Origin of the sequence: Sphingobacterium puteale (assembly GCF_003627955.1) — a bacterium.
Taxonomy (GTDB): Bacteria; Bacteroidota; Bacteroidia; order Sphingobacteriales; family Sphingobacteriaceae; genus Sphingobacterium; species Sphingobacterium puteale.
The window spans coordinates 150,873-167,075 of sequence record NZ_RBWS01000006.1 but is presented as its reverse complement, the minus strand read 5'-3'; the positions used below and the strand labels follow the sequence as shown (position 1 = coordinate 167,075).

7 protein-coding genes are annotated in these 16,203 nt (G+C 42.9%); 5 read left to right on the top strand and 2 right to left on the bottom strand.

Translation table 11 applies throughout. The annotated features are described in order from the left end of the window. Positions 1-2 precede the first annotated feature (2 nt). Both fsa and D7322_RS08015 read right to left on the bottom strand, forming a co-directional pair. Positions 3-671: a fructose-6-phosphate aldolase gene (gene fsa, locus D7322_RS08020; protein ID WP_121123024.1), complete on the bottom strand. Its 669-nt coding sequence runs from the start codon at positions 669-671 to the stop codon at positions 3-5. A gap of 183 nt (positions 672-854) precedes the next feature. Beyond that, a complete protein-coding gene (locus D7322_RS08015; RefSeq protein WP_121123022.1) occupies positions 855-4,931 on the bottom strand; it encodes a hybrid sensor histidine kinase/response regulator transcription factor in 4,077 nt (1,358 codons plus the stop codon). Between the two features lie 440 nt (positions 4,932-5,371). On the opposite strand from D7322_RS08015, the gene D7322_RS08010 reads away from it, so the two are divergent. The 5 genes from D7322_RS08010 to D7322_RS07990 are packed head-to-tail and all read left to right on the top strand — an operon-like array spanning position 5,372 to position 16,199. Beyond that, positions 5,372-8,554, top strand: a complete 3,183-nt coding sequence (locus D7322_RS08010) for a SusC/RagA family TonB-linked outer membrane protein (protein WP_245971284.1) — start codon at positions 5,372-5,374, stop codon at positions 8,552-8,554. A gap of 13 nt (positions 8,555-8,567) precedes the next feature. Next, positions 8,568-10,466 carry a RagB/SusD family nutrient uptake outer membrane protein gene (locus tag D7322_RS08005; protein WP_121123021.1) on the top strand — a complete coding sequence of 633 codons (1,899 nt, stop codon included), beginning with the start codon at positions 8,568-8,570 and terminating at the stop codon, positions 10,464-10,466. 26 nt (positions 10,467-10,492) lie between these two features. Then, positions 10,493-13,372 (top strand): SusC/RagA family TonB-linked outer membrane protein, encoded by a 2,880-nt coding sequence (locus D7322_RS08000; protein ID WP_121123019.1) that lies wholly within the window; start codon positions 10,493-10,495, stop codon positions 13,370-13,372. 21 nt (positions 13,373-13,393) lie between these two features. Beyond that, positions 13,394-15,157 (top strand): RagB/SusD family nutrient uptake outer membrane protein, encoded by a 1,764-nt coding sequence (locus D7322_RS07995; protein WP_245971283.1) that lies wholly within the window; start codon positions 13,394-13,396, stop codon positions 15,155-15,157. A 16-nt stretch (positions 15,158-15,173) separates the two neighbouring features. Further along, positions 15,174-16,199: a DUF5627 domain-containing protein gene (locus tag D7322_RS07990; protein WP_121123015.1), complete on the top strand. Its 1,026-nt coding sequence runs from the start codon at positions 15,174-15,176 to the stop codon at positions 16,197-16,199. Positions 16,200-16,203: the final 4 nt, after the last annotated feature.

The following is a 16,203-nucleotide window of genomic DNA, read 5'->3' as shown; positions in this document are numbered from 1 at the left end:
TCTCAATTGTTACTTTGCGCAGCAACGCGTTTATGATCAGCTAAAAATTGCGCTAGTCCACTATCCGTCAACGGGTGTTTTAATAGTGAAAAGATCGCCTGCAAGGGCCCTGTCATCACATCGGCGCCTATTTTGGCACAACCCAGGATATGTGCACTGTGGCGTACAGAAGCTGCAAGAATCTGGGTTGGGAAAGCGTAATTGTCAAATATTGTCCGTATTTCGCGGATCAGCGCCAGACCATCGACAGATATATCATCCAGTCTGCCCACAAAAGGCGATACATAGGTTGCTCCGGCTTTAGCGGCTAAGAGCGCCTGACCCGCTGAAAACACCAAGGTACAGTTGGTCTTAATTCCCTTGGTACTAAAATATTTGATCGCTTTAATACCATCTTCGGTCATCGGAACCTTGACCACAATCTTATTGTCTAGAGCCGCCAGGAGCATACCCTCTTCAATCATCGAACTGTAATCAGTTGAGATCACCTCAGCACTTACATCACCGTCCACAATATCACAGATAGCTTTGTAATGTGCGTGAACATGAACCGTTCCTGCAATCCCCTCTTTTGCCATCAACGAAGGATTGGTCGTTACACCATCTAGAACACCTAAATTCTGAGCCAAGCGAATCTCACTGAGACTTGCTGTATCGATAAAAAATTTCATTTTTTTTAGTTGATTAGTTTTGTATTCGCTAGCTCTCTAGCGATTGGTTATAAGGCAAAACTATTGTTTTCAGCTAGATAGGATTGCAACAAATAAAAAAAAGAAGGGTAAAAATGTTTAAAACAGCATACCCTTCTAAAAAAATGATCTAAAACGACCTTTTAAACAACTATCATATACCGCTCACACAGACGGGCTTTTCTGCGATTGAATATATTCACTCGGTGTCATCTGATACTTAGCTTTGAAGACTTTTGTAAAATAGTTTGGATTGGCAAATCCTGTTTCATAGGCAATTTCAGAAATGGACTTATCACTTCTTTCTAACAAGCTCGCAGCCTTTTCTAATTTTACTGAACGGATAAAATCTACGGGTGACATACCCGTAAGTTCCAATAATTTGTTATACAGGGAGGCTCTGCTCATCAACGTATGGGCACTTAACGCTTCCACCGATAATTGCGGATTATCAACATTATCGTGGACATACTTGAGTACTTTTTGTAAAAATTTATCCTTTTCGGATTCTATAGTGACTTCGGGAGCCAAAATAGATACCTGTTTACTATAGACTTCCTTGAACGCCTGATTTAGCTGCAACAAGCTGTTAACCTTAGCAACTAGTACATCCATATCAAACGGCTTAGTCAGGTAACCGACTGCTCCCGACTCAAGGCCGCAGACAAGTCCATTATCGACATGTGAAGCAGTCAGTAAAACGACGGGGATGTGCTTGGTCCGTTTATCCTGCGCAAGCTTTTGTGAAAATTCCATACCATTGAGGTAAGGCATCTGTACATCGCTCACGACAAGATCGGGATGATGAAAAAGTGCCTTTTGCCAACCATCTTTTCCATTGGTGGCCTCGATGATCTGATAGTATTCTTTTAAGGATTCCTTAAGATAATACCTAAAATCTTCGTCATCTTCTATAATAAGGACAAGTGGGGTCTGCCTAGGTTCCGACAATTGATCGGAAGTTATTATTTCCTGTTCAGGCAACATGTCATCATCTGGCTCCGCGGGATCTAACCACAGATCAAATTTAAAAACGCTGCCCCTTTCCGGTTGGTTAGCGACTGAAATCTCGCCATTATACATCTCAACAAATGACTGCGCAATCGACAATCCGATGCCAGAGCCTTGGCTAGCAACCTTACGATCGTTGTCGTATTGGAAAAAGCTTTCGAATATGGATTTTTGCAATTGTTCGGGAATTCCAACTCCCGTATCCCTTACTTCAAAGCACACATGTAGCTTCTTGTCCATCATGCTGACGGATATTATACTCACCGCTATATCCCCATCTTTCTTTGTGAATTTAAAGGCATTATAGATTAGATTAAATAGAATACGTTCGATTTTATTACGGTCGAAACGGCAATATAATTTTTCCTGACAAGGTAAAAAAGAATAGTCGATTCCCTTTTGCAAGGCCATATCCTGAAATGACCGATAGACTTCCTCCACAAATGAAACCAATTCGCCATCTTCATCCTGCAACTTCAATTCATGGTATTCCATCTTTCTAAAGTCAAGCAATTGGTTGACCAAATTTAACAGCCTTCGTGCGTTACGCCCGATTAAATTCAGCTGATCTCCCAGTTTGCTATCTTTATTTTTTGCAAGTAAGGTATCAATAGGCCCCATAATCAATGAAATTGGCGTACGGAATTCATGGCTTAAATTTGTTAAGAACCGAATTTTCATCGCATCCAATTGATGCTTCGTTTCCGCATCCCTTTTTTGTTGCTCGATAAACTGCTTCGCTTGGATACGTTCCTGTTCCAGTGCAAATTTTTGTTTTAATTTTTGGATTCCGCGATGTCTGATCCATAACAATCCTCCAGCAACTGCAATGACGTAAAATATATAAGCATAGATCGTTCGCCAAAAAGGTGGTGCAACGTGAATAGCTATCGATTTTATTTCCTTGTTCCAAATTCCGTCATTATTACTTGCACGTACCTGAAAGGTGTAATCTCCGGGATCTAAATTTGTATAATAAGCACTATTCTCTTTTCCGTTCCTGATCCAGTCTTTATCAAAGCCGACAAGCCTATACTCATATTGGTTATCTTCCGGCACCGTAAGATTTAATGCTGCAAAAGAAATGGAGAAATTTTGTTTATACTTTAAATGGATACGATCCGCTGTCAACAAGGACTGCTGTATTGGTCCTTTCTCTGTCGGTTGAATAATGACATTGTCAATTTTTAGGTCGGTCAGTACTACTTTAGCAGGGTTACCATTTGTTTTTAGGTGTGCCGGATTAAAATGATTAAAACCTTTCTGTCCTCCAAAATATATTTCACCATCAGCAGTTTTTAGAGACGCGCCGAGCATAAAAGCCCCCTCCTGTAATCCTACAGCTGTCGAATAGTTCTTAAATTTGCCTTCTGATGGAGAATAGCAGCTTAACCCCTTATTGGTTGAAAACCACATCCGTCCTTTATCGTCCTCGACAATACTTTGTATGGCACCATTAACCAGACCATCTTTCTCAGAAAGGATTTCAAATTGTGTTGTTCCTTTTCGAAGTATTCCTACTCCATTGCCATTGGTTCCAACCCATAAATTCCCATTTTTATCACTATGAATGGACAGTACATAATTGCTAGGTAGTTTATTGTTTGCTTTATCAAAAACCATAGTACCTCTCGTCCGAGGATTATACCTAACAAGCCCCGAACCATACGTGCCTATCCACATCGCCTGTGTGTGATCCTCTTCCAGAGCCCGTATAAAATTTCCTGGCAGCTGGATCCCATCTACTCCCGCCTCATTCTGTCTATATTTCTTTACAATACCGGTCCCTTTTTGAATAATATTTATACCACCCCCATTGGTTCCTACCCAAATATTTCCTTGAAAATCACTTTTTATACAAAATATATCGTTGTTATTTAAATTGTCATACTTATTTCCCGCAGCATATCTTTTTAGATTTCCCGTAAGGAGATCATAACAAAGTAGTCCTTGCTGATAAGTGCCAATCCAAAGTTGCTCAAGCTTTCTCTCCAAGGCCAAAACGGTTAGACCCGAAGGCAGGTTGGTGGATAATTTAACCGAAGACAATTTATCTGACTCCTTATCGTATTGCCAGACACCACCACCATCAACGCCCAGAAAAATCTTATTTTGATAAGCTGCAAAAGAAGTTACTATGGCAGGATCACCTGTCATTCCTTCTAAGAAGTCCAAACTTTTTAACTTAAATTGACTTAAATTCGTATCGTACTTATTCAGCCCCCCCTGAAAAGTACCGATCCAGTAAATACCACTGTTATCTACACAAATAGATCGTATAGACTTATGTGACAAGCTATGTACATTACTCGGATCGGGTTTAAAAGTCCGAATGGTTAAATCCCCGGTGTTGAGCACATCGAGTCCATTATCGGTTCCAACCCATAGGCATTGCTGATGGTTGAAACATAAAGAATAAATTCGCGGACTACTCAGGTTTCCTTTACCCTGCTTTGCTATAAACTTATTGAAATAAGCCTCACCGCTATTGAGGTATTTCAGTCCAAGCATTGAACCTATCCAGATCCGGCCTTTATCATCCTCTACGATAGAAGTCACCTCTATTCCATTACCATAACCCTCCTGTTCGGACAGCACTTCAAAACGTTTTACTGTCTTTAAGTCATTTGAAATCCGAAAAACATTCTTCTCCGAAGAAACCCACATGTTGTTTTGTTTGTCGCGAAATACGCAACTCGTCACTTTACCGGCAAAAGCCTCAATGATATGTCTATATTTGGGGTCTGTTTTCTTTCGCAGATCGTTGACATCGAGAATATCTAGCGCACCATAGGAGGCGATCCAAATATTTCCATCAGCATCTTTATCAATTGCATTAATTGCTGTACTGAGCCACTTGCCATCCGGAGTAAGATTGTACGAACGAATACGGTCAGTCTCCCGGTCGTAGTAGCTTAGTCCTCCTCCGTTTGTGCCAATCCATATTCGCCCCTTTTTATCTTCGCAAAGTGCCGAAATATGATTTGCCATCAAACTATTCTCTTGGTTGGCATCATAACGATAGACATTGTAATGGCGACCATCAAATCGATTAAGTCCATCTTCCGTTCCCAGCCAAAGAAAACCGTTGCTATCTCGATAAATGCTATAAATCGTATTGGAGGAAAGCCCATCTTTCGAGGAGTAACGTTGGAACGTGACAGGCTCATTTTGCCCGTAAGAAAAAAACGCCAACATCGTCCAAGTTAATATCAGTGAAATCCGTATCATATATTCAGGTGTAATCTTCGCTATTTTAAAACAGCACTGTGAACAGTCGACTAATTTATTAAATTAATCCTGACCAAACCAATATCGTTATAATTTATACTTCATATTCGATCGTATTTGACATTCTTATCCTTCATTTAAACATTCTTGCTATCATTACATCCATGCATTGGCTAGTTTTGGTTTACAATTATAAACTGCTTTGAAAGGCATCTCCATTCGTGGAGAAACTACATCCTAATTGTGCAACCGGTTGCGATGTTTTTACAATCAGAAATTTTAACCAATTATTAATGCAAAACATGACAACACTTGATGATCCATGACGGCGATTCATTTTATTAAAATGAATAAAGGGAAATACAAATACAATCGTATTTAGCCAATTAAAGAAAATTTAACCAATAATTCTTAAACCTATTTATTAATCCACAAATGCTATGATGATTACATTTACAATCACACTAGTAAGGCATTGGAAAAAGCTATGGGGTATAGCTAGGCCATTCACCTTACTGCTATTCCTAATCTGCTTTGGACAGTCAACGCTACTTGCTCAGGCCAAAAGGCAAATAAAAGGCAGCGTCGTTGATAGCAACCATAAGCGAATAAGCGGTGCTTCGATCAAAATAAAGGGTACATCTTTGGCTACGGCCAGCGATGAAAACGGAAGTTTCACACTTCAAATACCCGAGGGTAAAAGTTTACTGACCATTTCCAAATTAGGTTATAATCAGGTCGAGGTTGATGTTGCTCAGAAAATTACGATAGAAATTCAATTAACCGAAAAATCTATTGAAATAGAAGAAACCATCGTTGTAGGATACGGCCGTCAGAAAAAAGAGACTGTCGTGGGGGCTATTGCCCAGACTTCAGGAAAAATTCTGGAACGTGCAGGGGGTGTCTCCAGTGTGGGTGCCGCTTTAACAGGCAATGTTCCTGGGGTAATCACGACAGCCAGTACAGGTATGCCCGGAGAAGAAGACCCTCGTATTGTCATCCGGGGTCGTAGTACTTGGAATAATACTGACCCCTTAGTCATGGTCGACGGTGTGGAAAGGCCATTATCTGCGGTTGATATCAGTTCCATTGAAACGATCTCTGTACTCAAAGATGCGTCGGCAACCGCTGTCTATGGTGTCAGAGGGGCCAACGGCGTTATTTTAATCACTACTAAACGGGGTAAAGAAGGGCAAATGCTGATACGCGGGACCGTTAACAACATTATAAAGACCGTTTCCCAACTTCCAGGTAAAATGGATTCGTACGACGCGCTGATGCTACGCAATAAGGTGATTGAATATGAATTGGGCATCAATCCTGCAAGTTGGGCCGATTATTCACCGCAGGACATCATCAATAAATACCGTTTCCCTGCTGACCAAACTGAACGGGAGCGCTATGTGAATACCGATTGGGCGAAAGAGCTCTTTAGGAGCCAAGCATTTTCGCAAAACAGCAGTGTGAATATTGCCGGCGGTACCCCATTTGTCAAATACTTTGCCAATGCGGATTATCTCTATGAAGGCGATATGTTCCGCCAATTTGAAAATGCGAGGGGTTATAAAACGGGCTATGGATTTAACCGGCTCAATGTCCGTTCCAACCTAGATTTCCAACTGACACCAACAACAAAATTTTCAACGAATCTATCGGGCTCACGTGGCGTCCGAAAAAGTCCATTTGGCGGTGGAAATCATTATTCCTATTGGATTGCAGCGTACACCGTAGCACCGGATGCTATTTATCCACGTTATTCAGATGGCACCTGGGGATTTAATGCGCTAAACCCAAATGCTGGCATAAACTCTGCTCGTGTGCTGGCCATCAGTGGAACGGAGTATACGACTACAAGTCGCATTACGAGCGATTTTACACTCGAACAAGACCTTAAATTTTTAGCAAAGGGACTTAATGTACGCGGGACGCTCTCCCTAGACAACACTTTTGTTGAAGCCAATCGCGGTATCAACGACGCGAATAACAACACCCAAACCAAATGGATAAATCCCGAAACCGGACTTCCGACTTACCAGATCACTTCTGATGCTACCAATAGATTTGATTTTGTCGAAGGTATTGACTGGACAACAGGAGGAGGTGTTGTCGATAACAGACTTACTTATCGAAGATTATTCTACCAATTACAACTGAATTACGCAACTACAATTGCTCAAAACCACAATATTTCGGCGATGGGATTAGTCAACCGAAATCAATACGGAACAGGAAACACCGTTCCTTCCTATCGGGAAGACTGGGTATTCCGCACCACCTACAACTATAAAAACAGATACATGCTCGAGTATAATGGCGCCTATACGGGATCGGAGAAATTCGCACCTGAAAATAGATTTGCCTTTTTTAATTCGGGTGGTATAGGCTGGCTAGTTTCGGAAGAAGAATTTATAAAACCTCTGTCCTTTTTGAGCATGTTAAAGTTACGCGCCTCCTATGGGGATATTGGCGATGACAGTGGCGGTGGACAGTTTCTTTATCTCACGCAATGGGCCTACGGCGGTACGTCAGGAATGGGTGTCGACGGTCGGTTTTCCTACTCAGATGGAAACACCAGTCCGTACATCTGGTATAAAGAAAATATACTCGGAAATCCAAATATCCGCTGGGAAAAAGTCAAGAAGCTAAATTTCGGCGTGGATTTCGGTCTGTTCAACGGACAGATTTCCGGAAAGGTGGACTTCTTCAAAGATCATCGGACAAATGTCCTTATTACAGGCGCAGGAAGATCTATTCCCTCCTATTTTGGTGTAGAGGCTCCAACAGCCAATCTCGGAGAAGTAGAAAATAAAGGTTATGAAGTCGAACTGAAATTTAATAAGCAACTCAATCTTGATTGGCGGATATGGGCTGATATCAATTTTACCCATGCCAAGGATAAAGTCATCAATGCTGATGCAGCTGAATTGCTGCCCGAATATCAAAAGCCGGATAACAAACAGGTAAACCAAACCTATTCCTATGTAAGTTCTGGCTATTATAACACCTGGGATGAACTTTATGGCAGTACCATACATGAAAGCAATGACCTTGCGAAGCTTCCCGGCAATTATCACCTATTGGATTACAACGGTGATGGTATTATCGACGCTAAGGACAATATACCATATGCTTTCCCCTCCGTTCCCCAAAACACCTACAATTTGACGATCGGGTTCGACTGGAAGAATTTCAGTGTTATGACGCAGTGGTATGCTGTGAATAATGTTACCCGTCAGGTGGTCTTCAACAGTTTTGCAGGACAGCTTAATCTGGCTTACGATGAAGGCTCCTATTGGGCAAAGGACAATATTAATGCCGATGTGCCACTTCCACGATGGTTATCCCAACCCAGCAGTTATACGCCTGGCAACCGGTATATGTTTGACGGGTCTTACATTCGATTGAAGACAGCTGAGATTGCTTACAATTTCAATCGTGAATCCAGCGTGATCAAACGCCTGGGTCTCCAAAATCTCCGCCTGTTTCTAAATGGCAATAACTTGGTCTTCTGGTCGAAAATGCCGGATGACCGAGAATCAAATTACGCCGGTACAGGTTGGGCTTCCCAAGGAGCTTATCCTACGGTAAAGCGGTTTAACCTAGGAGCAAACATTACTTTTTAAAGCAATTAGACAGATGAAAAAATATTTCAAGGTAATTTTTATAACGGGTGTACTCTGGTCGTCTACATCATTACTCTCCTGCAATAAATATCTCGATAAAGAAGAGCAGTCCAACGTGTCATCCAAAGAAGCATTTAAAAATTTTATAAACTTCCAGGGGTACACCGAAGAGCTGTATAACTGTGTAGTCAATTTCAGCAACAACTACTGGACCAACTCCTGGAACTGGGGCGAGGATGAAATCACCTCGACAGCCAACAATTTTCATTTTGTAAACAAGATTGACCAGGGCAATTTTTGGGGCTGGCAAAGGGAGTTTGATGGCTGGGGCGCCGGTTGGATGGATCAGGGTGATTTTACCACCAGAAACGACGATGTATTCGCCAACCGCGCCTTCCGCGATCTATGGAGCGCCGCATGGTTCGGCTTGCGGAAAATAAGTCTTGGTTTAGAAAATATCGATAAACTGACCGAAGCCACCCAAGAAGAAAAGAATCTAATCAAGGGGCAATTGTTATTTTTCAGAGGTTGGTTTCACCACCGATTGATGGAATATTTTGGTGGAATGCCATACATTAATTATGTACTTCCGAGCGACGAAAAGCTTCGACTACCCCGACTTAGCTATCATGCCTGTGCGGATCTTGCCGCAGCCGATTTTAGAGAAGCGGCCGACCTCTTGCCAATTGATTGGGATAATACAACCGCTGGAAAACGTACACTGGGCAAAAATCAGCTGCGTATCAATAAAATCATGGCACTGGCCTACCTCGGCAAAAACTACCTTTGGGCAGGAAGTCCGCTAATGAATTTTCAATCTACAGGAAGTAAAGCCTATCATGCGGACTACTGTAAAAAAGCTACCCAAGCGTTTGGCGAATTGCTATCCCTTGTAGAGAGCGGTCAGACAAATTATACGCTATTACCAATGGCGAACATTCATTTAAACTTTTATACAACGGGACAAAACTGGGCTATGCCAGGAAGTACGGAGGCGATCTTCAGGGGACCTTATATTGATGCCTGGGTATCTAATTGGGGGACCAGCAAACAGTACATCCCATTAGAGGTTGGCGACGGCGACCTTAAGTTTAACCCAACCGCAAATTATGTCGACTACTATGGCATGAAAAGTGGCTTACCGATCAAGGACATCACCCAGTCCGATGTGGAGTCCGGGTACAATGCCGAATACCCATGGAAAGATCGTGACCCACGCTTTTATAAGGACATTATTTTTGACGGTGTAAAGGTCGTTCAGGGAAACATGCCGGAAAAAGAAGAAGTAGACCGCCACGCCAATCTGTACACAGGAGGAAGCTATCGAGATATCCGCACCGGTAGTCAGACAGGCTACGTCTTACGCAAATTTATCCCTCTAACATCCAATAAATATGATCAAGCCTATAGTTACGGTACCAATCTTCATATTTACGTTCCTTACATGCGCCTTGCTGATGTCTATTTGATGTATGCAGAAGCTGCTATGATGGCTTCCAATTCGGCCACAGGTAAAGCAGACAATTATAGCAGAACAGCTGTCGACGCAATCAATATTGTACGCGACCGGGCTGGCGCGGGACATGTAGACAGCAAATTTCTCAGCTCCGCGGCCGCTTTGCTTCCCGAGTTACGTCGCGAACGTGCTGTGGAACTATCATTCGAAGGGCACCGCTTTAATGATCTGCGCCGCTGGTTGTTATTGACCGAAGCGCCTTACACAGTGAAGAAAGCGGTTTCATTTGATCGAGTAGGCGTATTTAACAACCAGGACCCGTCTCAAAATCGCGTTGTCAATATCCAAGAGAACATCATTTTGGAACGCAAATTTACGAACAAACACTACTGGTTGCCACTAAAGGTCAGAGATGTTAGTATGTATCCCGAGTTCTATCAGAACCCAGGTTGGTAACAAGTTTTCATTTAATCATTCAAAAAATGAAGTACAAAAAATTAACGATAGCACTATGTCTTGGATTAAGCTGGACCGCCACCACAAAAGGATTGGCCAAAGCATCACATGATCCAAGTGTTATACTACATAAAAATATATTCCAGGAATTTTTGACAACAACAATTCCAGACAGTAGCAGCACAGATAGTACGACTCTTGTGCAAGTGGCATTTCGCAAAGTCCAAAAAAATGATCTTATGGGCAATGTCCAAGCCATCAATATCCCTCAATTGCTTGATAAGAGCTACAACACCTACAGTTTGGAGAATTTGGAGGCCTTCATTCCTGGCTATAATGGAAATATCTGGGGGATGAGCGGTTATCTGGTCTTAGTGGATGGATTTCCGCGCGATGCCAACAATGTTATGCCCACGGAGATTGAGCAGATCAGTGTGCTAAAAGGAGTCAATGCCATTGCACTTTATGGAAGCCGTGCGGCTAAAGGCGTCATCAGCATTAGCACAAAACGTGGAATGGCTGGGGGTCAGAAGGTAAAAATCAGGGCCAATGCTGGTCTCAATGCGCGGATAAGCTATCCGAAATACCTGGGGTCAGCAGAATATATGACTTTGTATAACGAAGCTCGCCAAAATGATGGGCTTACACCACTTTACAATGCCGAAACGATCTATCAGCACGCAGCAGGAAGCAATCCTTTTCGTTACCCCAATGTCGATTACTATTCACCGGACTATATCAAAGATCATTATAACCGCTACGATGCAACCGCCGAAATTTCTGGTGGCAATCAGCGCGCGCAGTATTATACCAACTTTGGATTTTGGTCCGAAGGCTCCATGCTGAACTTTGGGCAGGCGAAAAAAAATGGTGGCGCCAATAGATTTAATATGCGTGGTAATATCGATGTCAAAGTAAACGATATGATCTCATTAAATGTAGATGCCGCTGCCAGCTTCTATGTTTTAAAGGGGGTGAATGCGAACTATTGGGAGGCAGCGGCTAACATACGGCCTCATCGCTTCTCTCCCCTCATCCCGATTGATATGATCGAAGAAGGCGACGTCAATTCGATGGTGTATGTCAACAACAGTAATTTTCTTATCGATGGCAAATACCTACTGGGGGGAAGTCAACTAGACCAAACCAATGCCTTTGCAAACATCTATGCCGGTGGTACCAACCGTTATCTCAATCGGCAGTTTCAATTCAATACAGGATTGAATTTTGACTTGAAAAACATCTTGCAAGGCCTGGTTTTCAAAACCAACCTCGCGGTAGACTATCAGTCAAATTACAATCAGTCCTACAACAACAATTATGCGGTGTATCAAGCATCATGGAACAATTACGACGGAAAAGATCGGATCAGCAGCCTCACAAAATATGGTGATGATCGCATATCGGGCATCCAAAATATCAGCAACAGCACCTATCGGCAGACCATCGGACTAAATAGCTCTTTAAACTTTAACCGCACTTACGATAACAATCACCACGTTTCGGCAATCCTATTGGCCAACGCTTTTCAGATTGCTGAATCCGGCAGTTATCATAAAGTTAGCAATGCCAATCTAGGGCTTCAGCTAGGCTACAACTATTCTGGTAAATATTACGTTGATTTTAGTAGCGCCTATAGCCATTCGGCTAAATTGCCAGCGGGAAACAGACAGGCCCTTTCGCCGACATTAGCCCTTTCCTGGCGTCTATCAAAAGAAAATTTTCTAGCAAACAGTAATGTTGTCAATGATTTAAGATTATCTGCTTCGGCCGGCATTTTAAATACCGATCTGGATATTAGCGACTATTTCCTTTATCAGGGTTATTATACCTACAACGATGGAGCCTGGTATAGCTGGGCGGATGGCGCATTGGTGCATTCTTTTGATCGACGTAGAGGCGACAATCCAAACATGAAATTCCCTAAACGTAAGGAATTTAACGTCAGCCTTGCAGGGGGATTTTACAATAACCTAATCACCTTCAATACCGCTTACTTTTTAAATCGGATGAGCGGTGGCTTGGTACAAGCGACAACGCAATATCCTATGTATTTCATGACAGGTTGGCCTGTTTACTCGGATCTTCCCTACATCAATTACAACAGTGACCAACGTCAGGGCGTTGACTTTGGTGTCAATCTGAACAAACAGCTAAACCAAACTTTTGTATCGCTGGGATTCAACGGGATGTACTATACGACAAAGGCAGTAAAAAGAGACGAATTATACCAGTTCAACTATCAAAACAGAGCCGGAAAACCGCTAGACGCCATCTGGGGCTTACAGCACGATGGTTTTTATATGAGCCAGTCTGATATTGACAATTCGGCCTTCTCCTCATTTGGGGAAGTAAAGCCCGGAGATATTAAGTATAAAGATCAAAATGGAGACGGCACCATTGATACACGAGACGAAGTATATTTGGGCAAAGGCGGATGGGCGGGGTCGCCACTTACACTAGGACTGAACCTGACAGTGAAATGGAACAACTTCACCCTATTTGCAGCTGCTACAGGACAGTTCGGCGCTAACGCCATAAAAAACAGTTCATACTTTTGGGTAGACGCAGAGGATAAATATTCGGTTATTGTACGTGACCGCTGGACCGAGTCTACCAAGGAGACCGCAACATATCCACGCCTTACCACATTCAACAGTGATAACAACTTTCGAAGCTCAGACTTTTGGCTCTATAAGACGGATCGCATTAATCTGTCCAAAGTGCAGCTTTCCTACGATTTTCCCAAGCGTATACTTAGTTCAAAATTTATCCATGAACTGGGAATTTATGCGAATGGATCTAATCTGTTGATGATTGCAAAAGAAAAAGAAACCATGCAACTGAATATTGGACAAGCGCCTCAAACCCGATTTTTCAACGTCGGCCTAAAGGCATTATTTTAATTCTGAATAGTTAAAATGAGAATGATGAAAAAAATACTAATTCTAGCCATGGCGGGCAGCCTGCTATTTTCTTCCTGCGAAGATATGTTTGAGCCCGCTCTCGAGAACAATCTCGAAATTGAAACGGCCAATAGCCGTCCTTTGTATGCCCAGGGACTGCTCCTAAATGGATATAACCGGATTCCGAGCAACAGCTACAGTTTTGACGATGTGGCAACCGACAATGCAGTGAGTAACGATAAGAACAATACTTTTCTAAAAACGGCAACCGGACAATGGACAAGTATAAACAATCCTTTCGATCAATGGCGTAACAGTTACGCAGCTATCCAATATCTAAACAATTTTCTGTCCTTAACCGATCAGGTAGAATGGGCAATGGAACCAAAAGTCAGTGCCCTATTCAACGACCGGATGAAAGGCGAAGCCTACGGTCTTCGTGCGCTATTTATGTTCCATCTTCTACAAGCACATGCCGGTAAGTCAAGTACAGGAGAGATACTGGGCGTACCTATTCGCTTGACTCCTGAGACCGTCAATTCGGATTTCAATCAACCTCGAGCATCATTTGAAGCCTGTATGCAACAGTTATACGATGATATAAAAAATGCAGAGGACCTACTCCCAATGGATTATGAAAATATAACCAGCGATAGCCAAGTTCCAGCCAAGTATGCAGGATCTATAAACGCCAATGATTACAATCGCGTATTTGGCGATACTTTTAAACTACGGATGACCAAACGCATCGCACAAGCTATCCGAGCTAGAGCAGCGCTGCTAGCTGCCAGCCCAGCATACAGTGAAGGGAGCAAAACCACTTGGGAACAAGCCGCAAACTATGCGGGACAGGTCATTCAAGCCAAAGGCGGAGCCAGTGGCATAGATCCTAAAGGATTTACCTGGTACAATAAAGACGTGGTCGATGGCCTGACCTCCGGATCCAATCCAGCCGAAATTATTTGGCGCACTGACAAAGGAAATAGCAATAGCATGGAGCAAGACCATTTTCCGCCCACCTTATTTGGGAGAGGGCGACTCAATCCAACACAGAACCTGGTCGATGCCTTCCCTATGGAGAATGGCTATCCCATTAGCGATGCCAATTCGGCTTACAACACGGCCAACCCTTACGACAAAAGGGATCCCCGATTGAAAACCTATATCATTGTCAATGGAGCAACAGCAGGGGTCAGCAATACAGCGATCAATACAACAGCCAATAGTCCAACAAATGACGGCTTAAACAAAGTGGAAACCTCCACACGGACGGGGTACTACCTGAAAAAGCTCCTACGTCAGGATGTCAATCTCAATCCATCATCTTCAACCCAGCAAATGCATTTCAACGCTCGTATACGCATGACAGAAATGTACCTAGCCTATGCCGAAGCAGCTAATGAAGCTTGGGGACCTACCGGCATGGGAACCTTTGCGTTCTCTGCCTATGATATCATCAAAGCTATCCGCAGGCGTGCAGGTGTAGGCACCAACAATGGCGATCCATACCTGGAGCAAGTAAAAAACAATAAAGATCAAATGCGGCAGCTGATCCGAAACGAACGCCGGCTGGAGCTTTGCTTTGAAGGATTTCGCTTTTGGGATCTCCGCCGTTGGAAAACAGACATTAATGTGGCCGCAAAAGGAATGAGTATAACCAATAACAACTACACTGAAATACCTGTAGAGAATAGACTCTATGAAAGTTATATGAACTATGGCCCAATCCCTTACAGTGAGGTACTTAAATACAGTAATCTTATACAAAATATAGGTTGGAATTAAACTTAACATGCACACGATGAAAAAGATCAATATCCTCTACGCAATGGCCTTAGTTAGCTTGGCGTCTTGCAAAAATAATGATTGGGAGTTCCCAGACTTTGAATTTCAATCGGTGTACTTCGCCTATCAGACACCCGTTAGAACGGTAACACTGGGCGAAGACATCTTTGACAACAGCCTCGACAATCAACATAAGGTGCAAGTCATGGCCACTACGGGCGGCGTGTATAACAACAAGAAAGATATTCGTATTGACTTCGTTGTCGACAACAGCCTCACAAATGGACTCAGCTACCCGAATGGGCAGCCGATCACGCCTTTGCCGACCGCTTACTATCAGCTTGCCAGCAACCAGATCAGCATACCAAATGGTAGCCTCACAGGCGGTGTAGAGGTACAGCTGACAGACGCATTTTTTGACGACCCTAAATCTTTGGAGACCTATTACGTCCTCCCCTTAAGGATGACAAAAGTTGCCAATGCTGATTCTATCCTATCCGGTAAAACTTCTTTACAGGCAGCCAATAGGGCTATCGCATCCGATTGGGATGTCGCGCCAAAAGATTTTATCTTTTATGCACTCAAATATATCAACCCTTGGCACGGCAACTATCTCCGCCGGGGCACCGACCAGATCGTGGGCAAAGGTGCTAACAGCAACTTGACTAAAAATGTTGTCAGGCACCAGGCTTATGTCGAAAAAGATGAAGTCAAAAGCGTCAGCACAGCAGCACTTAAAAAGTCGATTTTGCCGCTATCTTTTAAGGGAGCTGATGATGTTAATATCACTGTCAATCTGAACTTAACTTTTGATGACGATAACAATTGCAGTGTTAGCTCGGGCAGTTCGGGAATATCTGCGTCAGGGACCGGAAAGTTTGTCAAACGGGGCGAAAAAAATAGCTGGGGCAATACAGACAGAGATGCACTTTATCTATCCTACACGATAGATATGGCACAAATGACTGTCACAAGCAAGGATACCCTTGTGATGCGGGACAGATCAGTCAAAATGGAAACTTTTACACCCACTAAAAAGTAGTATT